The sequence below is a fragment of the Henriciella sp. genome (assembly GCF_029937755.1).
In the GTDB taxonomy this organism is placed as follows: Bacteria; Pseudomonadota; Alphaproteobacteria; order Caulobacterales; family Hyphomonadaceae; genus Henriciella.
Genome location: NZ_JAPYPG010000001.1, coordinates 505,606 through 532,521, shown reverse-complemented (window position 1 = coordinate 532,521; position 26,916 = coordinate 505,606). Strand labels below are relative to the sequence as shown.

Genomic DNA, 26,916 nt, shown 5'->3' with positions numbered 1-26,916 from the left:
CAAATGCCCACATCTCGCCGCCTTTCCGTCTTGAACCCGGCATGATGCGCCACCAGATTCACCATGACACCGACGTCCGGCGGCAAGAGGAGCTGCCACCGAGTTGGGGCTTCTCGCCGGACATTTTGTGTCGTGGTCCTGTCTTTGAAGGAAGGAGCATGCCATGACGACAGACCTTCAACATCCCGCTGCCAAGCTCTTCTCGGCAAAGGATCTGGTGTATATCCGCCGGATTGCCGACAAGGAGCTGGATGGCTTGCCGCCCGAGGCACTGGACACCGTCGAGGATCGCGATGCGCTCTTCGTCCTGGCCAATGGTGAAGGCGAGCAACTGGCCATCGTGGAAGGCCGCGACGCCGCATTTGCTGCTGCCCGCGCCCACGAAATGCGCCCCGTCAGCGTCCACTAGAGACGGCTGGCAACAGAGAGTGAGAAAGCCCGGCAGAGATGCCGGGCTTTTTTTGTGTCACGCCAGCCCACCACCCGCCTCCCCGGCTTTCGCTGGGAAGACGGACAGCTTCGGTGTCTCGAGAATTCTAAAGGATCGCCGGGATGACGCGGTCCGGCGGCTTGTGGCCGTCGGCGAAGGTCTTGATGTTGATGATGACCTTCTCGCCCATCTCGATGCGGCCCTCGACCGTGGCCGAGCCCATATGCGGCAGCAGGACCACGTTTGGCAGGCCGACCAGTTCCGGGTTCACGATCGGCTCGCGCTCGAACACGTCGAGACCGGCGCCGCCGATCTTTCCGGCTTTCAGCGCGCGGGCCAGCGCGGCCTCGTCGATCACTTCGCCGCGCGCGGTGTTCACGATGAAGGCTTCCGGTTTCAGCAGGTCGATGCGCCGCGCATTCAGCAGGTGGAAGGTCGCCGGCGTATGCGGGCAGTTGACCGAGATGATGTCCATCCGCGCCAGCATCTGGTCGAGGCTTTCCCAATAGGTCGCCTGCAGCTCTTCGGTGATCTGGCGGTTCACCGGCTTGCGGTTGTGATAGTGGATCTGCAGGCCGAAGGCGCGGGCGCGGCGCGCAACCGCCTGGCCAATGCGGCCCATGCCGATGATGCCGAGGCGCTTGCCGGCGAGCCGGCGGCCGAGCATCCAGGTCGGGGCCCAGCCATCGAACTTGCCGCCCTCAAGCAGCTTCACCCCTTCATACAGCCGGCGCGGCACAGACAGGATCAGCGCCAGGGTGACGTCGGCAGTATCGTCGGTCAGCACGCCCGGCGTGTTGGTGACGGTGATGCCTCGCTGCACAGCGCTCTCGATATCGAGATTGTCCACGCCAGCCCCGAACTGGGCGATGTGGCGCAGCTGCGGGCCGGCCTGGGCGAGCAGGCGCGCATCGATCTTGTCGGTCACTGTCGGCACGAGCACGTCGGCACGCTTGACCGAATCGATCAGCTGCGCGTCGGAGAACGGGATGTCAGTCTCATTGAGCTCGGTGTCGAACAGCTCCTTCAGACGGATCTCTACGGGATCCGGCAGGCGCCGTGTAACAATCACCTTTAGCCGCTTTGCGGTCATGGACGTTTCCTTTCCTGCATTCGCGCATAGCAGAGCATTTGCGGATCGCCAATGCGCAGCACATCCGGCTTTACCGCCGATTCATCCGTGCGCGAGATACTGGCGTCATGAAACTGCCTGCGTGCCTTGTGGCTTGGCTTTGCCTTATCCTGATCGGACCTGTTTTTGCAACTGCGGTTGCGAAGCCGGAACCTGTGCGCATCAGCCAGTTCTCCGGCAAGCCCGTGCCGCGGTTCGAATCACTTCGCTATTCGGCCGTCCACGGCCGGCGTGGCCCGTCCAAGGATCATGAGATCGTGTGGCGCTATGAGCGTCAGGGCATGCCCGTCCTCGTGGTGAAGGAAACCCGCGACTGGCGCCAGATCCGCGATGCCGATGGCGACGAAACCTGGGTGCAGTCGCGGATGCTGACCAACACCCGCCATGTCGTGCTGCTCACCAAGGCGATCATGCGCAAACGGTCAAACGAGCTGTCACGCGGCATCGCCTCGATCCAGCAGGGCGTCGTCGCCGAGCTGGATGAGTGCGAAGAGGGCTGGTGCCGGCTGAAGACGGACGGCTTCAAGGGCTGGGTGCCGGAGACCGCGCTCTGGGGTGTCGAGACACGCACCGACGGGCTCTGATCGTCATGTCTGCAACAAAGCCATCAGCCCTGTTTGCTTGACATTGCGGCTTCGGGCAGGCTCATGCCCTGTTTTTTGAATCGGTAAATCAAAAGGTGCCCGTATGAGCGGACCGCACGACTTCCACACCCCGAAATCCTCCTACACCAAGGAAGACCTTCTCATCTCCGGCCAGGGCCAGCTTTTCGGGCCGGGCAATGCGCAGCTGCCGATCCCGCCCATGCTGATGATGGACCGGATCACGGAGATCACGCTGGATGGCGGTGAATTCGGCAAGGGGCATGTCGTCGGCGAGCTCGACATCCATCCGGAGCTCTGGTTCTTCCAGTGCCACTTCCCGGGCGACCCGGTGATGCCGGGCTGTCTCGGCCTCGATGCGATGTGGCAGGCTGTCGGCTACTGGCTCGGCTGGTCGGGCTCACCCGGCAAGGGCCGCGCCCTCGGTGTCGGCGAGGTGAAGTTCACTGGCGAGATCACGCCGGACAAGAAGCTCGTGAAATATGTCATCGACATGAAGCGCGTGCGCCGCGGCAAGCTCAATCTCGGCATTGCCGACGGCCGTGTCTATGTCGACGATGAGCATGTCTACACTGCGCTCGACATGAAGGTCGGCCTGAAGAACGTGCTCACGGGCGAAGGCGGTATGCCGGGCGCTTGACGCATCCCTCCGGCCCGCCTAGCCCCAAGGCAGACACATAAATTCACCAGCAGGGAGTGAGCGATCATGTCGGACGACTGGAACATGCCGTCAGGCGAGCTGATGAAGGGCAAGCGCGGCATCGTCATGGGCGTTGCCAACCAGAACTCGATTGCCTGGGGCATCGCGAAACAACTGGCCGCCCAGGGCGCAGAGATCGCCTTCACCTATCAGGGCGAAAGCCTCGAGCGCCGCGTGCGACCGCTGGTCGAGTCGATCGGCATGGACTTCATGATCCCCGCTGACGTCACTGACGATGAAAGCATGGATGCCGCCTTTGCTGCGGTGAAGGAGAAGTGGGGCAAGATCGACTTCCTGGTCCACTCCATCGCCTTTGCCGGCAAGGATGAGCTGCAAGGCTCGATGGTCGCCAACACCACCCGCGAAGGCTTCCGCCGCGCGATGGACATCTCCGTCTATTCCTTCATCGATTGCTCGCGCCGCGCGTCTGAAATGATGCCGGATGGCGGGTCGATCATCTGCATGACCTATCTCGGCGCTGAACGCACCGTTCCGTCCTACAATGTCATGGGTGTTGCCAAGGCAGCGCTCGAAGCCTCCACCCGCTACGCTGCGCGCGACCTCGGCAAGCAGGGCATCCGCGTCAACGCGATTTCCGCCGGTGCGATGCGCACCCTGTCGCTGGCCGGTATTCGCGGCGGCAAGTCTCTGATGGGCACAGGCCGCGAATGGTCGCTTCTGAAAGAAGACACCAAGATGGAAGGCGTCGCCGGCGCGGCGCTCTACCTGCTGTCAGACCTCGGCCAGTCCATCGCCGGGGAAGTCATGCATGTCGATGCCGGTTTCCACGTGGTCGGTGTGCCGGACACGCCGGAGGAGTAGGGACGTGGTCACCCGCACCGCTTCCTGCCGATGCGGTCAGCTCAGGGTGACCTGCGAGGGCGAGCCGGTTCGGGTCTCCGTCTGCCACTGCTTCGCCTGTCAGAAGCGCTCGGGCAGCGCCTTTGCCGTACAGGCGCGCTGGCCGGATGAGCGGGTGACAATTGAGGGCGAGACCAAAACCTGGGTGCGCACCGCCGATAGCGGCAACAAGGCGACCTACCGCTTCTGCCCCACCTGCGGTTCGACCATGGCCTATATCATCGAGGGCTGGCCGGGTGTGACGGCGGTGCCCGTCGGCAACTTCACCGACCTCGATTTCCCCGCCCCGAGACATTCGGTCTATGAAAACCGCAAGCATGCCTGGATGGAGATCCTGGGCGACGATGTCCAGCGCCCGACAAGCCGCAGCGTTCAGCGCAAGCCGGGCCTCGATCTTCGCGGTGAGGATTGACTTTCTGGTCGCGCCCACGAAATAGGAACGCTCCAACGGAGTGTTTATGACACGCAACTTTTCTGAGTCCCGCTAAGGGGCCTGCCACGAAACGCCGATCCGGCGAGGCAGGCCGACAAGCGACCGCCGGTCTCTCACCCATGAGAGGCCGTGACCTTGTCATGCGCGCCGCCCAGCAGTGGCTGTGCGCACACCTTTCGGACTACAGACACAATGGATATCTCCCGCGCCGAACAGCGCATCCTTCACCTGCTCGCCCAGGGCGGGCGCATTGAAACCATACGCCACGGAAAGAAACTCGCGAACCTGCATTGCTATTCGCGTGATGGCTGGCGTTATCCCGGCCTCGACGAGTTCCTCTTCCGCAAGCTGAAGCGCAAACGGGCCATCGCCTCGAAAGGCGGTGAACCCTACCGCATTACGCAGCGCGGGCTTCAGCTGGTCAGGGCGGAGCCGGACAACCGGTGAGGGTCAGGGGGCTGCACATGCGCCCCCTTTCCTTTCCGGCCCAAATGTGCGATGTGCGCGCCCTTGAGGCGAGCGTCTTCAGGCTCACCCGGCTGGACGACATCCCGGTCGAGTATCCTGATCGCCCTCCCCAAGGAACCACCCTCGAAAACAGGGTACAATTGAAACGGCCGCCAAAGGCCAGAACGAAAGAGTATTCACGATGTCGATCACGGCAGAAAAGAAATCTGAACTGATCAAGAAATTCGCCCAGACCGATGGCGATACCGGGTCTCCGGAAGTCCAGGTTGCGATCCTCACCGAGCGCATCAACAACCTGACCGAGCACTTCCAGACCAACAAGAAAGACCACCATTCGCGCCGCGGCCTGCTCAACCTGGTCGCCACGCGTCGTAAACTCCTCGACTATCTGAAGGGGAAGAATGAGGACCGCTACAAGGCCCTCATCGCAGAGTTGGGGATCCGCCGCTAGGCACCCCACACCAGCCCGCCCGGACATGCGGTCCTGGCGGGCTTTTCGTATGCAAGAGAAAGATTGAACATGTTTGACAAGCAAACCGTGTCGCTGGAATGGGCCGGCCGCACGTTGACGATCGAGACGGGCCGTGTCGCTCGTCAGGCTGACGGGGCCGTCCTCGTCACTTATGGGGACACCACCGTCCTCGCGACCGCCACCTTCCGCAAGGAAGCCAAGCCGGGACAGGACTTCTTCCCGCTGACGGTCAACTATCAGGAAAAATATTACGCATCGGGCCGTATCCCGGGTGGCTTCTTCAAGCGTGAAGGCCGTCCGACCGAGAAAGAGACGCTGACTTCGCGCCTCATCGACCGCCCGATCCGTCCGCTGTTCGTCGACGGCTTCAAGAACGAAGTCCAGGTCGTCCTGACGGCGATCTCCTACGATCTCGAGAACGATCCCGACATTATCGGCATGATCGGCGCCTCCGCCGCCCTCGTGCTCTCCGGCGCGCCCTTCATGGGTCCGATCGGTGCAGCCCGCGTCGGCTACAAGGATGGCAACTACCTCATCAACCCGACCGCAGACGACCTCACCGAGTCCGATCTCGACCTGGTTGTCGCCGGCACGAACGATGCCGTGATGATGGTCGAGTCCGAAGCCAATGAGCTTCCGGAAGATGTGATGCTCGGCGCTGTCATGGCCGGCCACGAAGCGATGCAGCCGGTGATCGACGCGATCATCAAGCTCGCCGAGAAGTCCGCCAAGGAGCCGTTCGACTTCGAAGGCGAAGACCTGTCGGGCGAACTCAAGCAGATCCAGGACCTTGTCGGTGCAGACCTCTCTGCCGCTTACAAGATCACCGAAAAGCTCGACCGCCAGGAAGCTGTCGGCGCGGCGCGCGAGAAGGCTGCCGAAGCCCTCGTCGCGACCGAAGAGAAGCCGGACGGCATGGATGAGTCCGTGTTCAAGTCCGCTTTCAAGAAGGCCGAAGCCAAGGTTGTCCGCGGCGATATCATCAAGACCGGCAAGCGCATCGATGGCCGTTCGCTCGATCAGGTTCGCCCGATCGTTGCCGAAGCCGGTTTCCTGCCGCGCACGCACGGTTCGGCGCTCTTCACCCGCGGTGAAACGCAGGCGATCTGTGTCGCGACGCTCGGCACTTCCGACGATGAGCAGTTCATCGACGGCCTGGGCGGCACGCACAAAGAGAAGTTCATGCTGCACTACAATTTCCCGCCCTATTCGGTCGGTGAAACAGGCCGCATGGGTGGCGCAGGCCGCCGCGAAATCGGCCACGGCAAGCTTGCCTGGCGCGCGCTCCGGGCGGTCCTGCCCGAGCCGGAAGAGTTCCCCTACACGGTCCGCCTCGTTTCCGAGATCACCGAGTCCAACGGCTCGTCCTCGATGGCGACGGTGTGTGGCTGTGCGCTGGCCATGATGGATGCAGGCGTTCCGATCAAGCGTCCGGTTTCCGGTATCGCGATGGGCCTCATCAAGGACGATGACGGTGTTGCCGTCCTCTCCGACATCCTCGGTGACGAGGACCATCTCGGCGATATGGACTTCAAGGTGGCCGGTACCGAAGCTGGTGTCACCTCGCTGCAGATGGACATCAAGATCGCCGGCATCACCAAGGACATCATGGAAACCGCTCTCGCCCAGGCGAAGGGTGGCCGTGCCCATATCCTCGGCGAGATGAACAAGGCGCTTGCGGAATCCCGCGGCGAACTCTCGGCCAATGCGCCGCAGATGGAGATCATGAACATCCCGGTCGACAAGATCCGTGACGTGATCGGCTCCGGCGGCAAGGTGATCCGCGACATCGTCGACACGACGGGCGCCAAGCTCAACGTGGAAGACGACGGCACGATCCAGATCTCCGCGCTCGACCGTGAGTCCATCGATGCTGCCAAGAAGCGCATCCGCGAACTCACCGCTGAGCCGGAAGTCGGCGAGATCTATGAAGGCAAGGTCGTGTCCATCAAGGACTTCGGCGCTTTCGTGAACTTCTTCGGCCCGAAGGACGGCCTGGTGCACGTTTCGCAAATGGCGGAAGAACGCATCGGCCATCCCAAGGACGTCGTGAAGGAAGGCGACACGGTCTATGTGAAGCTCATGGGCTTCGATGACCGTGGCAAGGTCCGCCTGTCGATGAAGAATGTCGATCAGGACAGCGGCAAGGACAAGGAAGCCGCCGAGGCCGACGCCGAGTAGGCTTTAGCTTTCACAAGCAATTCCCGGAAAGGGCCGCACACGCTGCGGCCCTTTTTGTTTGCGCGAAACGTCACAAACCGCCCGTCAGCACACGGAATCGCGGAAAAATGTCATTTCGGCCCCGAAACAGGATCGCTCCGAAACCCCAATAATGGCGGACTCATTCAGTATACGCACAAAATATTTGTTGCGGTGCAACGCAAGATTTTAATTGACACATAACTGTCACATTTCAAATGATGCAGTTATGTTACAGAAATATGACAGACTCCGCGCCTCGACGTTGCTGGCCTTTGCGGCAGCAGGCGGCGCATTTCTGGCCCTTCCGGCGCATGCGGCGGGGGGCTGTGACCTGAGCAATGGCTATGGCGACAATGTCGTTTCCTATGTTCAGGAAGTCGAAGCGTGCCTTGCGACAAGCGATGCCTTCGCGGCCGATCACGAAACCGCCGTTTTCGAGAAAACGAATGCCGCCCGCGCGAAAGCCGGCCTCGAACCGCTCGAGCGCCGCGCCTCCCTCGACCAGGCTGCGCGTGCCCATGCGCTCGATATGGCGGAACGCAATTATGCCGGCCACAGTGACCTTGAAGGCCGCAGCCATGTCTACCGCATGCGTGCGCTGGACCGGCAGGTCCTCGCCAGCGCGACCGGCGCCAACGTCGTTGTCCTCGACGCGAAGTCGAGCGCCGATGAGGTCTTTGACATGATCCGCTCGGACGCGGCCAATCGCGACAACCTCACCCGCGATGGCTTCAATGCGACGGGGCTCGGCATCGCCGAAGCCGATGGCCGGCTCTATGTGGTGCAGATGCTGACCACGGTGGATGGCGAGCTCGAAACCCCGCTCCCTTTGCAGATCGCGGGCGCGACGAGTTTCAGCCCGAAAGTGAATGAGGACCTGTTCCGCACCGCCGGCTGGAACCTCACCAATGCAGACGGCCGTCGTCTCGCCGGGGGCAGCCTGATGCGCATGCATTCCGACAGCATCGATTTCGATGACGCGGCCTATCTCGACGTGCTCGTCGAACTCGATACCGACACCTACGTCCTCAAGGGACCGATCGTCAGCCGCTAGGCCTGAACAGACCCCGAGACGGGAGGAGGCTCCCGTCCCGCCAGAAGGGCGCTCTCCGCATGGAGGGCGCCCTTCTTCTATTGATCTCCTCCCGGCCTTCGCCGGGGAGAGCGGCGTTTGAGCATAATGAGATCACAGACCGCAGCCCCATCCGCGATAGACGGGTTTCCTGCATCGCCTGATGCGGCTACATCCGGGCCATGACCAGCTCCTTCCTCATCGCCATGTCCGGCGGATCCGGCTCCGGCAAGTCGACGCTTGCCGATGCGCTCATCGAACGCCTCGGCCTGCAGACAGCCGTGATCTTCCATGAGGATGGTTATTACTGGCCGATGCGCCATTACGGCCCATGCGACACGCCGGAACAGCGTGAGGCGATCATCGCGCAGGCCAATTATGACGACCCGGCCTCGAAGGATACCAGGCATCTCGTCAATGATCTGCGCGCGCTGAAGTCCGGCCAGTATATCGAGCAGCCCGTCTATGACTTCGACCGGCACGACCGCGACACCTCGAAGACGTTCCGCATCGACCCGAAGCCGATCATCATCCTGGAGGGCATCCACGCGCTGTCAGTGCCGGATCTCTTTCCGTTGATCGACCTTTCCATCTATGTCGACACGCCGGATGATTTGCGGCTTGCCCGCCGGATCCGGCGCGACGTGGTCGAGCGGGGACGTACCGTGCAGAATGTGCTGGAACATTACCTGACGACGGTGCGCGCGGCGCATTACCGCTTCACCCACCCGTCCAAGTTCGAGGCCGATCTCGTCATCGCCGATGAGGGCCTGCCTGCCTATGGCAAGGTCACCCCCGGCAAGGAAGCCATCGACCGGATGCTCGCGCCGGTCATTTCCCGCCTTCAGGCCGCAGGCGTCGCCTGACCGCTAGAGAAAGCTCGCAATCTCGCTGAGCGCTTTCTTCTTCAGCGCGTGCTTCGGCACCATGGCGCCGTCGGCCGGGTGACCGGCCACGAGGATGAGGAAGGGCTTCTCCGTGGACGGACGGTCGCAGAGATCGTTGAGGAAGCTCATCGGGTTCGGCGTGTGTACCAGGGTCGCGAGCCCCGCTTCATGGCAGGCGGCGATAAGCAGGCCGGTGGCGATGCCGACGCTTTCATGGATGTAGTAATTCTTCCGGTCCTCCCCGGTCTCTGCCCCGCCGCGGCGCTGGGCGAAGATGCAGATGAGCCAAGGCGCGGTTTCCATATAGGGCTTGTCGGCGTCGGTCCCGATGGGGCTGAGCGCGTCGAGCCATTCCGCGCCGGCCTTGCCGGCATAGAAAGCGCGCTCTTCAGCCTCGGCGGCTTCGCGGATTTCGCGCTTCTTTTCGGGCGAGCCCACGCAGGCAAAGAACCAGGGCTGGTGATTGGCGCCTGAGGGCGCGGTACCTGCCGTGCGAATGCAGGTTTCGATCACCGCACGGTCGACAGGCCTGTCTGAGAAAGCGCGCACGGACCGGCGCGTTCGCATCCTCTCGTGAAAGGCGCGTGCCCGGTCCCGCATCTCGTCTTCGGGCAGGAGGCGGTACCCCTCCAGCGGCTCATGGGTGTCCGGCGATGTCTTCATGACGGATGGTGTGGCGCAGGCTGGCGCGCCGGGCAAGTCACGCCTTGGCGAGCCGCTTCGCCACCTGTCCGCCCCGCTGGCTCGCCCGGCTGAGCCACTTGTCGATCTTTTCCTGCTTGGTCCCTTTTACAGGTCCGAACTGGAAGGTGCGAAAAGGTTTGATGCCTGCAAAGTTCAGCACTGGGCGCTCCACCTGGTGCTTGGCGGCACGGCGATAGGACAGCGCATCCCAGACCACCGGTGCGTCCGACGTCATGAAAATGTCCGCCGAGCGCCCGGCCAGCAGCCGGTCCCACCATGGCCCTTTCTCGTGATAGGCCATGGCGAAGCCTGGCAGGAAACAGCGGTCGATCACGCCCTTCATCTTGGCCGGCATGCTGCCCCACCATTGCGGATAGGCCCAGACGAGATGGTTCGCCCACACCGTGTTCTCCCGCCATTCCTCCAGGCAAGGCTCAAGCGTCTTGCGGCTGTGATAGCCCTCGGTGAGGTCCGGGTCGAAGTCCATGTCGGAAAGGTTCATCCGGCGGACTTCGGCGCCCGCGGCGACGGCCGCCGCCTGATAGGCATCGGCCAGTCCGTGCGAGAGCGATGTTGCCCGCGGATGACCGACCCAGATGAATATACGTCCCGTCATGACAGCCCCGCCAGTAAACAATAAATAATTTCATAACTGTTCACTAGGGCGATGGCAAGAGAGAATCGCGGAGGGCACAGGCGGGGGAGGCGAGGGGGTGGCCTCAGCTCCGGCGCAGCGCGGCGACGGCATCACCGGCCGGGACATCGCCATCGGTCAGCTCGACGATTTCGCGGCTTATGTCCGGGCTGTCGATCAGTTCGGCGATAAAGGCGGCGACATTGCCCCGCGCCACATTGCCATACGGAATGGCATGGCCGGCGCGGACGCTGCCATCGCCCTCCTCGGTCTGCAGCGTCCCGGGCCGGATGATGACATACTCAAGCCCGCTTTCGGCCAGCGCGGCATCGGCGCGCTTCTTCTCTTCCATATAGTGTTCGAAGCCCTCGCTCGTGTCGCGCTTGCGCCCGGCATCCGGGAAGACGGAAACGAGGTAGATGCGCTTCACCCCGGTCTTGCGCGCCGCGTCGATGAGCTTGATGGGGCCGTCGCCGTCGATCGCGGTTGTGCGGTCCCAGCCGCTGCCGGCGGCGCCAGCCGAGAAGACGGCCACATCCGAGCCCTGCAGCATCATCTCGAGCTCGTCTGTGCTGAGATCCATGATATCGCCGGGTGCGGGGGTGACCCCAGCCGCACGCAGCGCGTCGGCCTGTTCGGGCTTGCGGTGAAGGCCGGTGAGGATGTGGCCGCGCTCGATCAGCTTCGGGATGAGCCGGCTGCCAACCCCGCCTGTCGCCCCGATCAGGAATATGTTCGCCATCCTTGCGCTCCTTGGTGTCTGCTTTCGCCAGAGACAACATGGCACGAGGGGCCCTGTTCCCGCCAGTTTCCTCACGGTCATGCCTGTGCGCCCTGCCGCAGCGGCGTTACGCTCCCCGCAAACATAAGACCGGGAGGAAGACATGAAGGATTTCAGCGGGAAGATCGCCGTCGTCACGGGCGGCGGGGCCGGCATGGGCCGGGAAATGACCAAGCAGCTTGCCGAGGCTGGCTGCAGCGTCGCCATCTGCGACATCTCCGAAGAGGATATGGCAGCCACTGTCTCGGCGGCTGAAGCGCTCGCGCCGCAGGGTGTGCGCATTACCAGCTTCCGCGCCGATGTCGGCAAGGAGGACCAGGTCCAGGCCTTCGCCGAGCATGTGCGCACCGCGCATGAGACCGAGCATATCCACCTGCTCATCAACAATGCCGGGATCGGCGGCGGTGGCAGTTTCGTCAGCGATCCGCGTGAAAGCTGGGAGCGGACCTTCAATGTCTGCTGGTACGGCGTGTACTACAATGCGCGCGCCTTCATGCCGATGCTGGTCGCTGCCGATGAGGGCCACATCGTCAATGTCAGCTCCGTCAACGGCTTCTGGGCAAGCCTTGGTCCGGACACACCGCATACGGCCTATTCGGCGGCCAAGTTCGCCGTGAAGGGCTTCACCGAAGCGCTGATCACCGACCTTCGCCTCAACGCCCCGCATGTGAAGGCGTCGGTCGTCATGCCCGGCCATATCGGGACTCAGATCGCGCTCAACACGCTGCGCGAATTCGGCGACAATTCCGCGATTGGCGGCGGGAACGAAGTCTATGAGGAGGCAAAGGCGCGCGGTGAGATGTTCCGCGACAATGCCATCACCAGCGCGCCGGACGCCGCGAAGGTCATTCTCGACGGGGTGCGCGCAGACAAGTGGCGCATCCTGATCGGCCCGGATGCCGCCGCGCTGGACGACGCGGTTCGCAAGACGCCCGAAATTGCCTATGAGGGCGAGTTCGGCATGAATGTCTTCGCCAATCTGCGCGCCGCTGTGCAGCCTCAAGGATCGGGATGAGCAAGCTTTTCGAGGAACTCGACTACCAGGTCACCGATATTGGCGCGATCAGCCTGCGCCGCCGTCGCATCCTGTCACTCGATACCGATGTGTGGGAGATCCTGCTTGGCGAGGAACACCTGATGTCGAGCCTGTTCACCGCGTCCGAAGTCGCGCTGGCAAGGCGGGGGCTGGCCGCACTCGGTGAGGCGCCGGAAGGCGGTTTCGACGTGGTGGTTGGCGGCCTCGGGCTTGGCTATACCGCCGCCGCCGTTCTGGAGGACAAGCGGGTCGGCAGGCTCCAGGTGGTCGAACTCCTCGCCCCCGTCATCGAGTGGCACGAGAAGCAGCTGGTCCCCCTCGATCCGCCGCTCTCGGCCGATACGCGCTGCACGGTCCGCGAGGGCGATTTCTTCGCGCTGGCGGCGTCGGAAGCGGGCTTCGGCGCGCCGCAGGATGCCATCCTCATCGACATTGATCACACGCCCGACTGGCTGCTCGACCAGCGCAGCGGCAGCTTCTACAGCGATGCGGGCCTGCGCAAACTCGCCCGGCACCTGAAGCCCGGCGGCGTCATGGGGCTCTGGTCCGACGCCGGCGCGGATGAGGCCTTCATCGCCCGCATGGCCAGCGTCTTTCGCGAGGCCTGGAGCGAGCCCGTCACCTTCCACAATCCGCTGCAGGACAAGCCCTTCACGCAGACCGTCTATCTCGCGCGGACATGAAGCGAAGCCCCAGCCAATGCGGACGGGCATTGCCGTTTGATAATTGCGTTGTGCTGAGGCGTGATGCGCTGATGGAAGTCAGCTGATTGACCCTATCACAAAAAGCGCGTTGAGGCCAATTCAGGTGCAATTCGCCAAGGCGGATTCTACCCTACTGCATCGTCAAGTGATCCGGTGAAATGCTTATCTCGCCGATAGCACTAAATTTGCCTCTTCCAGGACTTCGCGCGCTTTTGGTATCAATACCAATGGTACTTTCCAAACGTACTGGGAAGCGCTCGCACCAAATTCTTCCAGCGTTCCGAATTCCTTAAATAGGTCAGCAGCTGGCTTTCCCAAAATGCGCTGATTGAGATGGTGTTTTGTAAGAAAGTTGTACGGAAACACTTCTCGGAAATAACCATTCAAAGAGATCCTGTTCGCACCATGATCACGCCATGCCGTTAGACGTTTGGTGTAAGCGCGGGTTGAGATGAAACTCCACCCCTTTGGGATTGTGCCCACCGAGCCGAGATAATACTCAGGGCCAAGAATTGCTGGAAACAAGGACGAATGACCGTAATAACATCCACCTATTCGAGATACGTCATGAGAAGTTTGAGTCGCGAACTCTTCCAGATCAGGCGCCTTATCAATTGACACAGAAATAGAGCCACGGGCATGAGTCGGGCCTCCAGTATCAACTGAGATTTCCATATCGCAAGGAAGAAATCCGTCTTCTGGAGCAACGGCTTTACTGCGAACACGTATCGACTTTAGTTCGTATTTGGCGTTACATGATAACGCGTCTTCGAGCTCCGATTTGAGTGATGAATAGTCACCAGATTTGTCTTTGCTATGCGCCGTGTAGCAGAGTTCTTGCGGCTCTAACGAATAGCGCACAAATTGTTGCTCGATCAATTGAACCCAATCGCGCGAAAGCGGTCTCTCCAAACCGTAGAACATTAGATTAGCAACCAATCTGGTTTCAGATTGGAATGTCGGCAGGAAAGGTAAAAAGGCTATTTGATCCATTTTCATACTAACTTAATCGGGATCTACGCAAGTTACCGTGCCGCAGCGATCTCCCAGAGCTTCTTGCATCTTATTCTCCATTTGAGCTCGGGACTGACCAGGGGACAAAACCTCTACCGTGTCAACTTGGTTGGTATCTGTGTTCACAGCACCGACATCAGGCCTGACCGAGCTATCGACCTCCCCGCCGGTAATCGTTCGCAATGTCTGATTCAGATGGACCGAGGGATACTCGCCTCTATTAGCCATCTCTCCACCTATGCGCTTACTCGTTGGGCCGTGGGTGGTTAGCTCACCTGCTCTTCTTGTTTGCTGGGCATTGCCCAACACCTTGCTTCCGGTCTTCATCCCCTTCGCCGCCACATCCCCAACGCCCGGCGCTAGCCCGACAACAGCAGCGGCAAAGTTTACGAAAGTCGGATCGGCGATGGCTTCACCTATGCCCTTGATGTCGCCCACAATAGGCGTGAAGTCCAAAATTGTGCTAACTGTGCCTGGAACTGCCTGCCTGAGACCTTGCCGGTATTCTTGTACGCCTTCTCCATTGGGCCCTATCAGAGGGCGGGGAATAAAGGCCTGCTCCCCCGTCGGATCGACCATATTCATCGGATCATTATGCACATAGGCATAGAGATTGAACTGATCCTGATATCCGATGGGGTCGGTTGAGAGGAAGCGGGCGGTGACGGGGTCGTAATAGCGCGCCTGCATGTAGGTGAGGCCGGAGCGGTCGTCCTGCACGTGGCCCGTATAGCTCACATCATCGCGATTCTCGGCGGGATCGAGTGTCTTTTCGCCATACGGCGTGTGAAGTTCGCGCCAGAGAAGGACGCCGGAGGAATTCGTCGCGGCGACGGGTGTGCCCTGCCCATCGAGATGGGTGAACTCATAGATCCCGTTGCGCTGACGTATTGAGGCTCCACCAACGCTGGCATAGCGTGTGCGAACATTGTCCGTTACTTCGTCCTTGTAGACGAGCGTTCCAGTATGGGCTGAATAGACCCAATAGATAATCTTCCCGTCCCGCGCGGTTCTAACGCGTTTGAAATTGCCGTCATAGGAATGGGTCTCATCAAAGTCTGAATTGTATATGCGGGTAGGCTGGTTGGCGGTGTCGTAGGCAAAGTTTGCACCGCCATAGGCGAACAAGCCATTATCGATTATATTTCCGCGTGCATCGTAAAAGTATGCCTGCCACGTGTTACCCTCTGACGTGTCCCTGAAGCGGCTGACGCGATTCTGGGTGTCATAGTAGACCTCGACGACCCGCGAGCCCAGCGTTTTCGTCCGGATATTGTCCAGGGCATCGTATTCGAAACTGCCCGAGCCCCATGGGCCGGACGCTGTCAGAAGCCGTCCTTTCGGATCGTATGTGAAGCTCCGGTTTTCACCGGAGACGGCATAATTCGAAATCGATGTGATCTTCCGGCGCGGATCATAAGTATGGACAAGATCCAGGGGTGTCGATGCGCCAGAGATGACAATGTCTTCGGGCAGTCGGCGCGTATTCAGCGTCTGGAGATAGTTAAGGCCATTTCCATAATTGGCCGTCTTCACCAAGCCATTGGGATGGTAGGTTGCATTTGAAACTGAAATTGTGGAACCGGTGCGAAGGCCTGTAGGTCGCCCAAAGCCGTCAGGGTCGAACACAAATGTTCCGCCCGTTCCGGGAAGCTGGATACTGTTCTGAAAGCCGCTGCTATTGTAATTGTGGGTTATCGCGTAAATGCGTCCGTTTGCATTCAGCGATTCTCCCGTCATCAGGTTGAGGTCGTTGTAAGTGTAATCCCATGTGATGGTCCCACGGTCGACATCGGTGAGATTGCCGTTGGCGTCATAGCCCTTCGAAATGTCCAATGAGGTGCTTGGTAAATTTATAAAAGTCTGACGGCCCATATTGTCGTAGCTGAACAAGGTGCGCAGGGACGATGAGGGCGCTGCGCAGCCTGAGCCAGCCGGTTCGCCACGCGAGGAGGCGGTGAGCTGATCGGCGGCATCGTACTGGAACAGCTCATCGCCGAATTCAGGCGCGCGGTGGCGGCAGAGGCGAAGGCGGCTGTCATACCAGAACTTGCGCGTGACGCTGGCCGTATAGCCATTCTGCGTGCCCGACTGGTCCATCTGGGTGACATTGCCATAGATGTCGCGTGTGAACGTCGTTACGGCTCCCATCGCATCGACCACCGACATCGCTTCATCTGTCGCAGGCGCGCCGAAGGCCCGGTAGGTCGTGGTCGTTTGTGCATTGGCCGGATCGGTGATGCGGATCCTGTTGCCGCTCAGATAGGCATAGCTCGTCGTCGCGTTGGGCGAGACGGTTTCCTGAGTCTGCGTCACCCGGCCAAGCGCGTCATAGCTCGTGCTGATGCCTTCCGTCGGGTTTGACCAGGCCGACGGCCAGGATTGGAAGACGGTCCGCCCGAGCCCATCATATTGGGTCTCGGTGTGGATAGATCCGCCACCGCCGGATAAAGCCGTCCTCTTTACGTATGTTGGCTGGTAGAAGCCATCGAAAGTCGTCTGAAGCTGTCGTGATCCGTGCGTGATGGTCTGGATGAGGCCATTGCCCAGGCTCGAATACGAGATCGATTTATCGGCCCAGTTTGAGGGATAGTTGACACTGGTAAGACGGCCCATGGTGTCATAGCTGCGCCCGATCGTGACGCCCTTGGAGTTCGTGGCGGATGTGACCCAGCCATTATTGTCCACGACTCTGGAGACTGTATTGGAATCAGGCAGGGTTATGGATTGCGCTATTCCGCGCGTATAGTTCGTGAACGAAGCAGTTCGGCCCAGGGCATCCGTCCGGCTCTGCAGCAGGCCTGCCTGTCCAGCCGAGGAATGATAGGTATAAGACACTTGCGACCCGCCGAAAGTCGTCGTTGCCGTGCGGAGTCCTTCAGCGTTGTAGGTGTAGTTTTCGAATTGTTTGCCGTTGCGGGTGATAACTTCCGGCAAACTCAGAATCCACTTGTCACGCTTGTGGACCAGAGTCGTGGTTGTAGTCCGTTGTTGCGATTGCAGCGTACTGTATTCGGTAGTGGCCGTGGCCTGACCGTAAGAATAGCTCGTTGAGTTCAAATTGGTCTGATAGCTGAACTCGGTCGTAAATGTCGTGCCATCCTGCTCTGTGACGATCTTCTTCCGGGGTCGCCGAGACGTTCTTGGATTGTCGTAGTCATATCGAACCGTCGTGTCCCCGAGGCTGGGCAGCGTCTCATAGGTATAGTTTGTCTCACGCAAGGTCTGGCTTGTGGTTCCGACCTCCTGGCGTATCAGTAGATCTTCAGTTTGCGAGCCGAAGCGGCGATCATAGTACAGCCGTCTTACGGCCCCGGTCGGATCGGTAACCGTTCGCTTTTTGAGATCCAGTGACGTGGGAGCGTTCGGATAGTTGCGGTATCCACTGTCCTGTTCATAGACATAGGTCCAAGTATACGTGCCGGCACGGGGCACGATCAGCTTCTTCTCGCGCACCGCCCGGCTAACCCTGTACCGGGGAACCTTGTATTGCTGACATTCGGTGAGAGCCGGGTTGGGGGCAACTTCGTAAGCCGACGGCACATTGTTGCGGCCATTCAGGATCTTCTTAAACCTGAACTCACCGACTGTGCCGTTTGGGTGCGTGACGGTGCTGACTTCGTTCAGAATCTGGGTCTGATGGCAGGGGTAGCCAGTGTAGCTCCCGGTCGTGTTCTTGAGGTCGTATTCCCAGGACGTGGAGTCCGGCAGCGTGACCTCAAGCAGCCGGCCAGGTCCGGCCATATAGGAAAAAGTGCCTGTGGGCCCGCCATCATAATCATAGGTCCAGGTCCGGCCATTGGCGGATACCGACACGAGATGTTTTCCGTGAAATGCGTCCGCATAGTTTGGGAAGGTTGCACCTGATCTGGTCGCGTATTGCAGCGTTATGACGCGATTATCATTGCTCTCGATCCGGGTGAGGACGCCATTGTTCGAGTACGTATAATCGACCCAATTGCCATGCACATCCTCCACGCGCGTCGCGTACAGATTGAAGTTGTAGATGGGAACTGTGACGACATCTTCATCGATAAAGGGCTCGGATTCGTTCCCGTCAATGGCGGGGTCACGCTCACGTCTTACAAAGGAGTGAATTCCAGCGACCGCCAGATAGTCGAAGTAATATTTGGTGCCGTTGGGTGAAGTCGCCAGAAAGCCTTCGCCCGGGCCGCGCTCAAGCGTGCTCAGACAATCAAGGCGCCAGTGCTCCGCGGTAATCCAGTCTGGCCTGTCATTATTGTAGATAGCGTTTGTGCCCTGGACGTCCTTCATGAGAAGTTGTCCACCAGCGCTAGGCACGAACATCTTGACGCCACTCCACACCTTCCCCCTGCGGGACTGCGGATTAGGCGGTGTTTCTCCAACCGTGCAGCGGTCGTTACTCCACAAGGACATGGGATCGCTACTGGACGTTACAGCCTCGAAGCGTGTGGTAATGAAGGGAATATCCGGGTTCCAGTCGCCCAGAATGCTGTTGTGAAAGTCCGGTGCATCGACCGTGTATGTTCTGGCGAATTGAACGGGCAGGTTTGAATTGCCAGGCAGAGCGACGTCGACGATTCTGAACGAGAGGTTTCCGGCCTGCAGGTCAATCGCATCCCCAAGCAGATCGGCGCCGGCCCTCTGAAGGCCAACGTCCAGTTCAATGTCCAGATTGGCTTCCTCAATGGCATCAGCATCGACGGCGTTCTGAGCAGAAGCCAAGAGTGTCGAGAGCAAGGCGGCAGTCGCAGCGAAGAGGAGCCGGATCACCAAGAATGCAGCGGACCCGTGCAGCCTACCGGGCGTAATCGCACCACGCGTCTCTAACGAAACAATCTTCATCACCTCAGCCCCTCAACCAAAACGCGACCAAAAGAGCTGTCGGCGGCCCGTCAGCCAAATTAAATTATCGTAACCATAGATAAAATCACGATATACGAATCGTATAGTTGTCAACAGGAGCAGAGCTTTTTGGCTTATTTAGCCACAGCAAAAATTTTTTGCGACGATAGGTCTTTATAGTAGAAAGTCGTGTCTTGAGGTGCTCGGGCGGGCAAGAACGCTGCGCCCGTCCAGCTTGCCCCGCCCCCAGTGGGGAGCGGGGCCATCGGATGGAAGGGATCAGGCCTTCGCCTTTTCCTCTTCCAGTGTCGGATAGTCGGTATAGCCTTCCGCGCCGCCGCCATACCAGGTTTCCTGGTTGCTCTCATTCAGCGGGGCATCCTGCTTCAGGCGTTCGACAAGGTCGGGATTGCCGATGAAGGGCCGGCCGAAAGCGATGGCGTCGGCCTTGCCGCTTTCGACATGCTCGATGGCGAGCGCCCGGTCGTAGCCATTATTGGCGACATAGACGCCGCTGAAATGCTTGCGAAGCTCGGCCAGGTCCTCTTCCGAGGCGCTGCGAGGCCCGCCGGTCTGGCCCTCGACGATATCGAGGAAACCGAGCCCGGCCTCATCAGCAATCGCATAGGCCTTCGAAAACAGGGCCACCGGGTCACTGTCGGAGACGTCATTGGCATCGGAGAAGGGGCTGAACCGCACCCCGACCTTTTTCGGGTCCCAGACGCTGGTGACCGCCTCGATCACCTCTTTCAGCAGGCGCGTGCGGTTCTCGATGGAGCCGCCATAGGCATCCGTACGCTTGTTGGAGCTGTCGCGCAGGAACTGGTCGATCAGGTAACCATTCGCGCCGTGGATCTCCACCGCGTCAAAGCCGGCTTTCTTCGCGTTCTCGGCGGCCTTGCGAAAATCCCCGATGAGGCGCGGGATTTCGTCTGTCTCCAAAGCGCGTGGCGTGGAGGTTTCGACGAAGCCCTTGCCGTCGAAGGTCTTGGAATTCGCCGCAAGGGCCGACGGGGCGACAGGGGCCTGGCCGTCCGGCTGCAGCGAGGTGTGCGAAATCCGGCCGACATGCCAGAGCTGCAGGGCGATACGCCCCCCCTTGCGGTGGACCGCATCGGTGACGCGCTTCCAGCCTTCGACCTGTTCCTCGCTATGAATACCGGGCGTCCAGGCATATCCCTTGCCCTCCGGCGAGATCTGGGTGGCTTCGGTGATGATCAGGCCGGCCCCGGCGCGCTGGGCGTAGTAGTCCACATGCAGGTCATGCGGGGCATTGACCCCGTCGCTCGCGCGGTTCCGCGTCAGCGGCGACATGAAGACCCGGTTGGACAGGGTCAGATCGCCCAGCTGGATCGGAGTGAAGAGTGTCTCGGTCATGTATGTCTGTCCTTCTTGCCTTTGGCTTGCAGGCAGAGACGTAGGAAGCCCCACCCGCCACTTAGAGGCAAGCGGTGAGAATAAGAGATGTTCCCTGCCTGCATGAGTGGGCGGCTGCTGGCGGGTTGTTCAAGCGCGGCGGGTCCGCCCCGTCTCCTTGCGCCGGAACGTGACGACCAGCATGTCGCGATACCCATGCCCCTCAGGCAGTTCGGGCAGGATGCGGCTGACGCCGTGTCGTAACCGCCGGTCGTCGACCAGCGCCGTGTCGAAGGGGGTGGTCAGGGTAAAGCGGGTCAACGGGTGACCGGCAGCGTCCTCGATCAGGCTTTCCCCGCCGCTGACGCCCTCTCGGGCGATCAGGCTCATCAGAACGAAGTCGACGCCGTCGCTGTGCATGCCTTCCGGCGTCGGCTGGCCGCCCTCTGCCCCGGCCTCGATCCGGAACTGGTGAACCTCGATCTCCCAAGCCGTTTGCGGGGCTGCCGCGCTGAAGATGCGCGCGCCGAGATCGAGCAGGCCGGCAGCGGCCTTGTTCTCAAGCGTTTCCGGGCGGATCTCCTCAAAATGGCGGTCGATCCCGCCATTGACCGGATTGTAGTGCCGGGTCTGGAAGTGCGGGCGATAGGGTTCGAGGCGAACAGGCCCGCCATCGGCGCGAGCGCTCATCACCGCATGACGGCGACGGCGGTAGCGTCCGCCATCGGCCATATAGGGATCGACCGGCAGACCGTGCCAGCTTTGCTGGAAGCTCGGAATGGCGCCTGCAAGCGAGGCCTGTCCACCGAGCAGGGCGAGACACTCAGCCGCCGGCAAGAGCGCATAACCCTCATGCTTCAGCTGGCGCACGAGCTGGTCTTCGGTCTCCGCGGCCGGATGTGCGATCTCTCCGGTGTGCACTCATCGCCTCCATACAGGCCTGGGCACATGGCGCTTGCCGGCGCTTCGATCAAGCCGTCGCGGCGTGTGTCATGATGACGATTTGCGACAGGTCACTACAGGGGCCGTAGCCCCGGCGCCATTACAGCTGGAACACCCTGACAGGCCGGAAACGCCCGGCGCGGATCTCGCCCATGGCGACGGCGGTATCACCCGCCATGGCGAGCGCGAGGCGGTCTTCCGGGTCCGGGTTCTTCTCCTCGCGCCAGCGTTCGACGATGTGCGGCATCAGCATCACCTCGCGGCCCTGGCGGATGGCGGCGGCGTCCTCGTCGGAAATTTCGACATCGGGCACGTCTTCCAGCACTTCCTCCACGGGCAGCAGGAGTTCGAGCAGCGCCTCGCGGCTCTCGGCGGCCTCCAGCTCGGCGAGCGGGATGGCGTCGTCCTCATGCATAACGCCGACGCGGATGCGGCGCAGCTTGGCGACATGCCCCTCGCAGCCCAGCGCATCGCAGAGGTCACGCGCCAGCGCGCGGACATAGAAGCCCTTGCCGGAGCGGACATGGAAGGTCGCATGGTCGGCGTCCGGCGTTTCGACCAGCCGGGCCTCATGCACCACGACCTGGCGCGAGGGGATCTCGAACGTCTCGCCGTCACGGGCGAGATCATAGGCGCGTTCGCCATCGACCTTGATGGCGGAGTATTTCGGCGGGATCTGCGCGATCTCGCCCTCGAAGCGCTCAAGCGCCTGCTCGATGGCGTCGGCCTCGGGCCGGGTGTCGGAGGTGCGGATCACCTCGCCTTCGGCATCAAGCGTATCGGTGGAGCGGCCCCATTCCACGGTGAAGACATATTCCTTGTCGGCATCCATCGCCCACTGCACGGTCTTGGTTGCCTCACCGAAGGCGATGGGGAGGATGCCGTCGGCCAGCGGATCGAGCGTGCCGCCATGGCCGGCCTTCTGGGCATTGAACAGCCGCTTCAGGATGCCGACCACCTGGGTCGAGGTGACGTCGACCGGCTTGTCGACATTCAGCCAGCCATGAACGGGCAGGCCCTTCTTCTTGCGGTTGCGTGCCAAACCGGCCTCCTTGGTCGGCACCGCCGGCGGGTCGAACGCCGGGGCAGTGCTTGCGGGTCAGGGTGTCGAAAGATCAGGCGCCGGAGCTAGTCGGGACGCGCCCGCGCGTCAACCGCCCATCGCCTGCGGGACAGTCAGATGCCGGCTGAGAGGTGCTGCCAGAGGATCAGCGCGCCGATGGCGATTAGCACCACGCCGCCCACCGCCTCGGCATAGCGTCCGAGCCAGCGGCCCGCACCGCGCCCCAGCATCACGCCGATGGCCGCCATGGTGGTGGTGATGACGAAGATGATCACCACCGCCATCACGATGTTCACATCCATCATGGCGAGCGAGACGCCGACCACGGTCGCGTCGATGCTGGTCGCCAGCGCCGCGAGCACCAGCCGGATCCATTTCGGCCCCTGCATGCCGAGGCCCGGCGCGGCGATCTCGATATTTTCCTCATGCGTCTCGACGCTGTCGGTGACGGCTTCGTACAACATGTGCGCGCCGACGCCCGCGAGCAGCACGAAGGCGATCCAGTGGTCGACCGGCTGCACCCAGGCCGCGAGCGCCAGGCCGATGGCGAAGCCGACCAGCGGCATGAACGCTTCCATCCCGCCGAACACCGCGCCCACCTTCAGCGCATCGAGAAGCGTCACGCGCTTCATGCCCGCGCCCTTGCCAAGCGCGGCAGCGAAGGCATCGACCGACAGCGAGAAGGCCAGGGCAACAAGGGTCAGGAGTCCGCTCATGGGCAGCGCTTTTGGACCGTGCGGCGCCGACTCGCAAGAGGAGGGAACACCGCGCGCCGCTCCGGGTTACCTAAATGCAATGGTCCGGTCCCTGCTGCTCAGCCTTCTCCTCCTCGCTGCGATGACAGCGCAGCTGGCGCATGCGCAGGACGCGCCGCCGGCCGAAGCGCCTCCCATCGCGGCAGAGACCGCCAATGACGGCGCCATCGAAGGCCGCCTCACCGGCATCTATGACCAGATCGACGGCCTCTCCGATATCGAGGCGAGCGTAGAGCAGGGCGTCGTCACCCTGTCGGGCACCGTGACCAGCCAGGCCGATGCCGCCCGCGCCGCCGCCATCGCCGAGCGGCTGGAAGGCGTCGTCACCGTGCAGGAAGAGATCGTCCGCGACCTCTCCGTCGACACCTCCCTCTCGCCCGCCATTGCGACCCTGGAGAACAGCCTGCAGCGCGGCTGGGAAGCGCTGCCGCTGGTCGGGCTCGCCATCGCGGTCTTCCTGGTCATCGCCCTTATCGGCACGCTGATCGCCAGCTGGACCGGCCTCTGGCGGCGGCTGACGCCCAACCCCTTCCTTGCCGAGATCGCCGCGCAGGCCTTCCGCTTCATCGCCCTGGTGATCGGCCTCGTCGTCGCGCTCAACCTCCTTGGCGCGACCGCGCTGATGGGCGCGATCCTCGGCGGTGCGGGCGTCATCGGCCTCGCCATCGGCTTTGCGGTGCGCGACACCGTCGAGAACTACATCTCCTCGATCATGCTCAGCCTGCGCCAGCCTTTCCGCGCCAATGACCATGTCCTGATCAACGAGCATGAAGGCAAGGTCGTGCGCCTCACCTCCCGCGCCACCATCCTGATGACGCTCGACGGCAACCATCTGCGCATTCCCAATTCCACCGTCTTCAAGGCGGTGATCCTCAACTATACCCGCAACCCCGAACGCCGTTTCCAGTTCACGCTCGGTGTCGATGCCGAGGATGACCCCGTCGCGGCCATGGCGACCGGCCTCTCGGCGATCAGCGGGCTCGATTTCGTGCTGAACGACCCGAAGCCCGACGCCATCATCGAGACGGTCGGCGACAGCAATATCGTGCTGCGCTTCTTCGCCTGGGTGGACCAGCGCGACAGCGATTTCATGAAGGCCCGCTCGCTCTCCATCCGTGCGGCCAAGGATGCGCTGGAGACCGCCGGCTTCACCCTGCCGGAGCCGATCTACCGCCTGCGCTTCGATAATGGCGTGCCCGCCGCGCTGACGCAGGGCGAGCGCCCGGCCACCCCGCGGGACAAGCCGAAACCCGCCCAGCCGCTCACCGATCACATGGTCGAGGACGAGCTGATGGATGTCCGCCCGGACGACCACATAACGGAAAAGGTCGAGGAGGAGCGCGCCCATACGCGTGAAAAGGACCTGCTCGATCCGGGACGGCCCGTTGAGTAGCAAAAACACCACAATTCGTAATTTCCACCACAGGCCCCGGCCTGCGTGCTGCAATTCGCGCTTGACGGGAACATTGTCTCGCGCGTTCACTCCGTGCGGGAGGGACGCGTAATGAATTCTACAGGGGGCCCCGACTTCGTGATCGTCGATGGTGATGATTTCATCGCGATCGAGCGCGATCTCATCGCACCGTCATCGAGCTATGGCGAGACAGACGGGCTCAACGGGCGCACTGTCCTCTTCTATTCCTGCATGATGGAAACGCCGATCTTCCTGACGATCATGCGCGACTGGTTCAGCGAGTGGCGCAGGGCCTGCGTCTCGGCATTCGAGCGCGAACCACCCGAACCGGAGACGGCGGAAGCCTACTGGCACCGGATGGGCGCGCCGCTGCTCGATGACCTGGTGAAATCAGAACCCCACCTTGCCAGCGCGCTGCTCAAGACGAATGGCCACGAACTCTGCAAGCGCTGCGGCGCGAAATCCCGCGAGGCCGTGCGCTACCTGATGATGAGCGTCGACCACATGGTCGTCGCCCCCCGAACCGTCCAGATGGACGGCGTGGCGGTCAGGCTGGGGTAGGGATCTAGGTTTGAGTTGCGGAACGGTAGCCTGAGCGGCAGTATCGCCGACCTAAGATTTGGAATCTCGTGAAGAGTCGGAGGAAGGTCGTATTTGTCGTGTGCTATCTGATTTTGAAGAAAATCGGCTATCGCCTTCGCTGCGCCAATATGCAGCCTCTTTCGAGGCGGTTCTGGCGCTTCTGAAGAAGTCACCGTGGCTGGGCTTGCGCGCGACATCGGACATCTTGTTCTCCGTTTGTTTCAAGCCTTGCTTACCAGATTTTGGCAAATTTGCTAATGTTAAACTAATTGATTCTCTCAATTCAAAAAGAGTCTAAAGACGTGAACAAAGAACGAATTCCCCAAGTCTTTCAGCCAGAGCTTGTGATCGCGCTTGTGGGGCGGATGGGTGCGGATTTATCCGATGTCATTGATGAAATAAAAGGAAATGCCCGAAAATTTAAGTATCAATCTGAAGACATAAAGATAACAGATATATTTGGATATTTAGATCATAAATATGAGTTAAATGATTCTAATGTCGAGTTGAGATATTCGTCGTACATAAAAGCGTGTAATGATTTGAGGCGCGACAGCAAAAGAAAAGATATTTTTTCATTATTGGCCTCAAACTATATAAAAAGCACAAGAATTAATATACAGAGCAAAAGGTCTAGAGGGACCGTTTATATAGTAAATCAGATTAAGAAGCCTGAAGAGATAAGTGCTTTGAAGTCTATTTACGGAGAGGCATTCGTGGTTGTGTCATGTCATGCCCCATATGAGCAGAGGTTAGCATCTCTCGCCAAGAAGATTGCTCTCGGTCACGGTCGGGATGCTCCAGACACACGCTCCGAGCAGGAAGCGGAACGTCTGATTGAGGTTGATGAGAAGGAGGCAAATCCATGGGGGCAAAACGTTCGTGCAGCGTTCCCGCAGGCGGATTGCATAGTGGACACCACAAAAAGGCATGAGGTGGCAAAAACCATCTCCCGGCTATTCCGGCTATTATTCGGTAATCCCAAACTTTCTCCTAGCTTCGAAGAATATGCGAATAATCTAGCCTCCCAAGCTGCGCTTCGGTCTAATGATCTTTCGCGTCAGGTTGGCGCGGCAATTTTTGACGAACACAGGACAGTTATTTCTCTTGGATCAAATGAAGTGCCGCGAGCAGGAGGCGGAACCTATTGGAATGATCATGAAGAGGATGGAAGAGACATCAACTCGGGTCACGATCCCAATACGGTTAAGAAGCGAAAGTTAGTTATCGATGTAGTTGAGAGGCTGCAGAAAAACGGAATGCTAGCTAAAGAATGGGAAGGCAAAGATGAAGATGACTTGCTTTCGGAATTAATTGGTAATGGCGACGGTGTTTTGGGTGCTGCACGTATTCTGGATATCTTAGAATATGGAAGGGCACTTCATGCGGAAATGAACGCAATAACTGACGCATCTCGCAGTACCAGAAGTACAATGGGGGCGACGCTCTATGTTACGACATTTCCGTGCCATAATTGCGCGAAGCATATAGTAGGAAGTGGGATTAGTAATGTCTTCTATCTGGAGCCATATGCCAAAAGTGAGGTAGGCAGCCTTTATCCGGATTCAATTTGTGTCGATCCCTCAAAACCAAGCAAGGAAAAAGTAAATTTCCAACAGTTCTGCGGTATCACAAAACAACGCTTTCATCTGTTTTCCAAATCCAAATTAAAAGACGCTAGCGGGCGATTGATAGCTTGGAAGGCAGATGAAGCAGATTGCTTATTACGTAACAATCCATCTGATTTTGATAGGTATGAAGCTCTCTTTGTGGACCAGCTTGTTCCTGCACTCGCAAAAGCGGGCGTCAGTATTTTGCCCGGTGAGGAAGACGTCCAACCCTCATCCCACTGACCTCATAATCCC

Annotated in this window: 25 protein-coding genes; 15 read left to right on the top strand and 10 right to left on the bottom strand. The window is 60.4% G+C overall.

Annotated elements, in window-relative coordinates; all coding sequences use genetic code 11:
* The first annotated feature begins 163 nt into the window (after nt 1-163).
* The gene (locus Q1K29_RS02635; protein ID WP_300391262.1) at nt 164-409 is read left to right on the top strand and encodes a DUF1150 family protein; all 246 of its coding nucleotides are present in this window, start codon (nt 164-166) and stop codon (nt 407-409) included.
* A 127-nt stretch (nt 410-536) separates the two neighbouring features.
* Here the strand turns inward: Q1K29_RS02635 and Q1K29_RS02630 are convergent, their stop codons facing one another.
* Nucleotides 537-1,523: a D-glycerate dehydrogenase gene (locus Q1K29_RS02630; protein WP_300391259.1), complete on the bottom strand. Its 987-nt coding sequence runs from the start codon at nt 1,521-1,523 to the stop codon at nt 537-539.
* Between the two features lie 107 nt (nt 1,524-1,630).
* Between Q1K29_RS02630 and Q1K29_RS02625 the strand changes: the two genes are divergently transcribed.
* The 9 genes from Q1K29_RS02625 to udk all read left to right on the top strand — a co-directional run bounded on the left by Q1K29_RS02625 (nt 1,631) and on the right by udk (nt 9,238).
* Nucleotides 1,631-2,146, top strand: a complete 516-nt coding sequence (locus Q1K29_RS02625) for an SH3 domain-containing protein (RefSeq protein WP_300391256.1) — start codon at nt 1,631-1,633, stop codon at nt 2,144-2,146.
* A gap of 103 nt (nt 2,147-2,249) precedes the next feature.
* Nucleotides 2,250-2,804 carry a bifunctional 3-hydroxydecanoyl-ACP dehydratase/trans-2-decenoyl-ACP isomerase gene (gene fabA, locus Q1K29_RS02620; RefSeq protein ID WP_300391253.1) on the top strand — a complete coding sequence of 185 codons (555 nt, stop codon included), beginning with the start codon at nt 2,250-2,252 and terminating at the stop codon, nt 2,802-2,804.
* A 66-nt stretch (nt 2,805-2,870) separates the two neighbouring features.
* Nucleotides 2,871-3,686 (top strand): enoyl-ACP reductase, encoded by an 816-nt coding sequence (locus Q1K29_RS02615; RefSeq protein ID WP_300391250.1) that lies wholly within the window; start codon nt 2,871-2,873, stop codon nt 3,684-3,686.
* A 4-nt stretch (nt 3,687-3,690) separates the two neighbouring features.
* The gene (locus Q1K29_RS02610; protein WP_300391248.1) at nt 3,691-4,137 is read left to right on the top strand and encodes a GFA family protein; all 447 of its coding nucleotides are present in this window, start codon (nt 3,691-3,693) and stop codon (nt 4,135-4,137) included.
* 213 nt (nt 4,138-4,350) lie between these two features.
* The gene (locus Q1K29_RS02605) at nt 4,351-4,605 is read left to right on the top strand and encodes a YjhX family toxin (protein WP_300391245.1); all 255 of its coding nucleotides are present in this window, start codon (nt 4,351-4,353) and stop codon (nt 4,603-4,605) included.
* A 202-nt stretch (nt 4,606-4,807) separates the two neighbouring features.
* On the top strand, nt 4,808-5,077 hold the full coding sequence (rpsO, locus tag Q1K29_RS02600; protein WP_300391242.1) for a 30S ribosomal protein S15: 270 nt from the start codon (nt 4,808-4,810) through the stop codon (nt 5,075-5,077).
* Nucleotides 5,078-5,146: 69 nt separating this feature from the next.
* Nucleotides 5,147-7,279: a polyribonucleotide nucleotidyltransferase gene (gene pnp, locus Q1K29_RS02595; RefSeq protein WP_300391239.1), complete on the top strand. Its 2,133-nt coding sequence runs from the start codon at nt 5,147-5,149 to the stop codon at nt 7,277-7,279.
* 247 nt (nt 7,280-7,526) lie between these two features.
* A complete protein-coding gene (locus tag Q1K29_RS02590; protein WP_300391236.1) occupies nt 7,527-8,354 on the top strand; it encodes a CAP domain-containing protein in 828 nt (275 codons plus the stop codon).
* Nucleotides 8,355-8,554: 200 nt separating this feature from the next.
* Nucleotides 8,555-9,238 (top strand): uridine kinase, encoded by a 684-nt coding sequence (udk, locus tag Q1K29_RS02585; RefSeq protein ID WP_300391233.1) that lies wholly within the window; start codon nt 8,555-8,557, stop codon nt 9,236-9,238.
* Between the two features lie 3 nt (nt 9,239-9,241).
* Here udk and Q1K29_RS02580 read toward each other — a convergent pair whose 3' ends face one another.
* The 3 genes from Q1K29_RS02580 to Q1K29_RS02570 form a co-directional block, all read right to left on the bottom strand.
* On the bottom strand, nt 9,242-9,922 hold the full coding sequence (locus Q1K29_RS02580) for a nitroreductase family protein (protein ID WP_300391230.1): 681 nt from the start codon (nt 9,920-9,922) through the stop codon (nt 9,242-9,244).
* 37 nt (nt 9,923-9,959) lie between these two features.
* Nucleotides 9,960-10,559, bottom strand: a complete 600-nt coding sequence (locus Q1K29_RS02575; RefSeq protein ID WP_300391227.1) for an NAD(P)H-dependent oxidoreductase — start codon at nt 10,557-10,559, stop codon at nt 9,960-9,962.
* Between the two features lie 103 nt (nt 10,560-10,662).
* A complete protein-coding gene (locus Q1K29_RS02570; protein ID WP_300391224.1) occupies nt 10,663-11,319 on the bottom strand; it encodes an SDR family oxidoreductase in 657 nt (218 codons plus the stop codon).
* 142 nt (nt 11,320-11,461) lie between these two features.
* On the opposite strand from Q1K29_RS02570, the gene Q1K29_RS02565 reads away from it, so the two are divergent.
* Together Q1K29_RS02565 and Q1K29_RS02560 are read left to right on the top strand one after the other, a co-directional pair.
* Nucleotides 11,462-12,373 (top strand): SDR family NAD(P)-dependent oxidoreductase, encoded by a 912-nt coding sequence (locus tag Q1K29_RS02565; RefSeq protein WP_300391221.1) that lies wholly within the window; start codon nt 11,462-11,464, stop codon nt 12,371-12,373.
* The gene (locus Q1K29_RS02560; RefSeq protein ID WP_300391218.1) at nt 12,370-13,077 is read left to right on the top strand and encodes a spermidine synthase; all 708 of its coding nucleotides are present in this window, start codon (nt 12,370-12,372) and stop codon (nt 13,075-13,077) included. Before Q1K29_RS02565 ends, Q1K29_RS02560 begins: the two co-directional genes overlap by 4 nt.
* 183 nt (nt 13,078-13,260) lie before the next feature.
* Here the strand turns inward: Q1K29_RS02560 and Q1K29_RS02555 are convergent, their stop codons facing one another.
* The 6 genes from Q1K29_RS02555 to Q1K29_RS02530 all read right to left on the bottom strand — a co-directional run bounded on the left by Q1K29_RS02555 (nt 13,261) and on the right by Q1K29_RS02530 (nt 23,016).
* Nucleotides 13,261-14,097, bottom strand: coding sequence for a hypothetical protein (locus Q1K29_RS02555; RefSeq protein WP_300391215.1), 837 nt, complete (start codon nt 14,095-14,097; stop codon nt 13,261-13,263).
* Nucleotides 14,098-14,103: 6 nt separating this feature from the next.
* Nucleotides 14,104-18,939, bottom strand: coding sequence for an RHS repeat-associated core domain-containing protein (locus tag Q1K29_RS02550; RefSeq protein ID WP_300391212.1), 4,836 nt, complete (start codon nt 18,937-18,939; stop codon nt 14,104-14,106).
* Nucleotides 18,940-19,218: 279 nt separating this feature from the next.
* Nucleotides 19,219-20,316, bottom strand: coding sequence for an alkene reductase (locus tag Q1K29_RS02545; RefSeq protein WP_300391210.1), 1,098 nt, complete (start codon nt 20,314-20,316; stop codon nt 19,219-19,221).
* Between the two features lie 129 nt (nt 20,317-20,445).
* Entirely contained in the window at nt 20,446-21,216 is a 771-nt protein-coding gene (locus tag Q1K29_RS02540) for a 2OG-Fe dioxygenase family protein (RefSeq protein ID WP_300391207.1), read from the bottom strand.
* A gap of 121 nt (nt 21,217-21,337) precedes the next feature.
* On the bottom strand, nt 21,338-22,279 hold the full coding sequence (gene truB / locus Q1K29_RS02535) for a tRNA pseudouridine(55) synthase TruB (RefSeq protein WP_300391204.1): 942 nt from the start codon (nt 22,277-22,279) through the stop codon (nt 21,338-21,340).
* A gap of 134 nt (nt 22,280-22,413) precedes the next feature.
* Nucleotides 22,414-23,016: a manganese efflux pump MntP family protein gene (locus tag Q1K29_RS02530; RefSeq protein WP_300391201.1), complete on the bottom strand. Its 603-nt coding sequence runs from the start codon at nt 23,014-23,016 to the stop codon at nt 22,414-22,416.
* 79 nt (nt 23,017-23,095) lie between these two features.
* Between Q1K29_RS02530 and Q1K29_RS02525 the strand changes: the two genes are divergently transcribed.
* From Q1K29_RS02525 to Q1K29_RS02515, 3 genes are all read left to right on the top strand, one after another.
* Nucleotides 23,096-24,448 carry a mechanosensitive ion channel family protein gene (locus tag Q1K29_RS02525; protein WP_300391198.1) on the top strand — a complete coding sequence of 451 codons (1,353 nt, stop codon included), beginning with the start codon at nt 23,096-23,098 and terminating at the stop codon, nt 24,446-24,448.
* 111 nt (nt 24,449-24,559) lie between these two features.
* Entirely contained in the window at nt 24,560-25,030 is a 471-nt protein-coding gene (locus Q1K29_RS02520; RefSeq protein WP_300391195.1) for a hypothetical protein, read from the top strand.
* Between the two features lie 323 nt (nt 25,031-25,353).
* Nucleotides 25,354-26,904: an anti-phage dCTP deaminase gene (locus tag Q1K29_RS02515; RefSeq protein WP_300391192.1), complete on the top strand. Its 1,551-nt coding sequence runs from the start codon at nt 25,354-25,356 to the stop codon at nt 26,902-26,904.
* The last annotated feature ends 12 nt before the right edge of the window (nt 26,905-26,916 follow it).

Coding starts and splice junctions, on each gene's coding strand:
- Q1K29_RS02635 (WP_300391262.1), top strand. CDS start 164: ATGACGACAGACCTTCAACATCCCGCTGCCAAGCTCTTCTCGGCAAAG.
- Q1K29_RS02630 (WP_300391259.1), bottom strand. CDS start 1,523: ATGACCGCAAAGCGGCTAAAGGTGATTGTTACACGGCGCCTGCCGGAT.
- Q1K29_RS02625 (WP_300391256.1), top strand. CDS start 1,631: ATGAAACTGCCTGCGTGCCTTGTGGCTTGGCTTTGCCTTATCCTGATC.
- fabA (WP_300391253.1), top strand. CDS start 2,250: ATGAGCGGACCGCACGACTTCCACACCCCGAAATCCTCCTACACCAAG.
- Q1K29_RS02615 (WP_300391250.1), top strand. CDS start 2,871: ATGTCGGACGACTGGAACATGCCGTCAGGCGAGCTGATGAAGGGCAAG.
- Q1K29_RS02605 (WP_300391245.1), top strand. CDS start 4,351: ATGGATATCTCCCGCGCCGAACAGCGCATCCTTCACCTGCTCGCCCAG.
- rpsO (WP_300391242.1), top strand. CDS start 4,808: ATGTCGATCACGGCAGAAAAGAAATCTGAACTGATCAAGAAATTCGCC.
- pnp (WP_300391239.1), top strand. CDS start 5,147: ATGTTTGACAAGCAAACCGTGTCGCTGGAATGGGCCGGCCGCACGTTG.
- Q1K29_RS02590 (WP_300391236.1), top strand. CDS start 7,527: ATGTTACAGAAATATGACAGACTCCGCGCCTCGACGTTGCTGGCCTTT.
- udk (WP_300391233.1), top strand. CDS start 8,555: ATGACCAGCTCCTTCCTCATCGCCATGTCCGGCGGATCCGGCTCCGGC.
- Q1K29_RS02580 (WP_300391230.1), bottom strand. CDS start 9,922: ATGAAGACATCGCCGGACACCCATGAGCCGCTGGAGGGGTACCGCCTC.
- Q1K29_RS02575 (WP_300391227.1), bottom strand. CDS start 10,559: ATGACGGGACGTATATTCATCTGGGTCGGTCATCCGCGGGCAACATCG.
- Q1K29_RS02570 (WP_300391224.1), bottom strand. CDS start 11,319: ATGGCGAACATATTCCTGATCGGGGCGACAGGCGGGGTTGGCAGCCGG.
- Q1K29_RS02565 (WP_300391221.1), top strand. CDS start 11,462: ATGAAGGATTTCAGCGGGAAGATCGCCGTCGTCACGGGCGGCGGGGCC.
- Q1K29_RS02560 (WP_300391218.1), top strand. CDS start 12,370: ATGAGCAAGCTTTTCGAGGAACTCGACTACCAGGTCACCGATATTGGC.
- Q1K29_RS02555 (WP_300391215.1), bottom strand. CDS start 14,097: ATGAAAATGGATCAAATAGCCTTTTTACCTTTCCTGCCGACATTCCAA.
- Q1K29_RS02550 (WP_300391212.1), bottom strand. CDS start 18,939: ATGAAGATTGTTTCGTTAGAGACGCGTGGTGCGATTACGCCCGGTAGG.
- Q1K29_RS02545 (WP_300391210.1), bottom strand. CDS start 20,316: ATGACCGAGACACTCTTCACTCCGATCCAGCTGGGCGATCTGACCCTG.
- Q1K29_RS02530 (WP_300391201.1), bottom strand. CDS start 23,016: ATGAGCGGACTCCTGACCCTTGTTGCCCTGGCCTTCTCGCTGTCGGTC.
- Q1K29_RS02525 (WP_300391198.1), top strand. CDS start 23,096: ATGGTCCGGTCCCTGCTGCTCAGCCTTCTCCTCCTCGCTGCGATGACA.
- Q1K29_RS02520 (WP_300391195.1), top strand. CDS start 24,560: ATGAATTCTACAGGGGGCCCCGACTTCGTGATCGTCGATGGTGATGAT.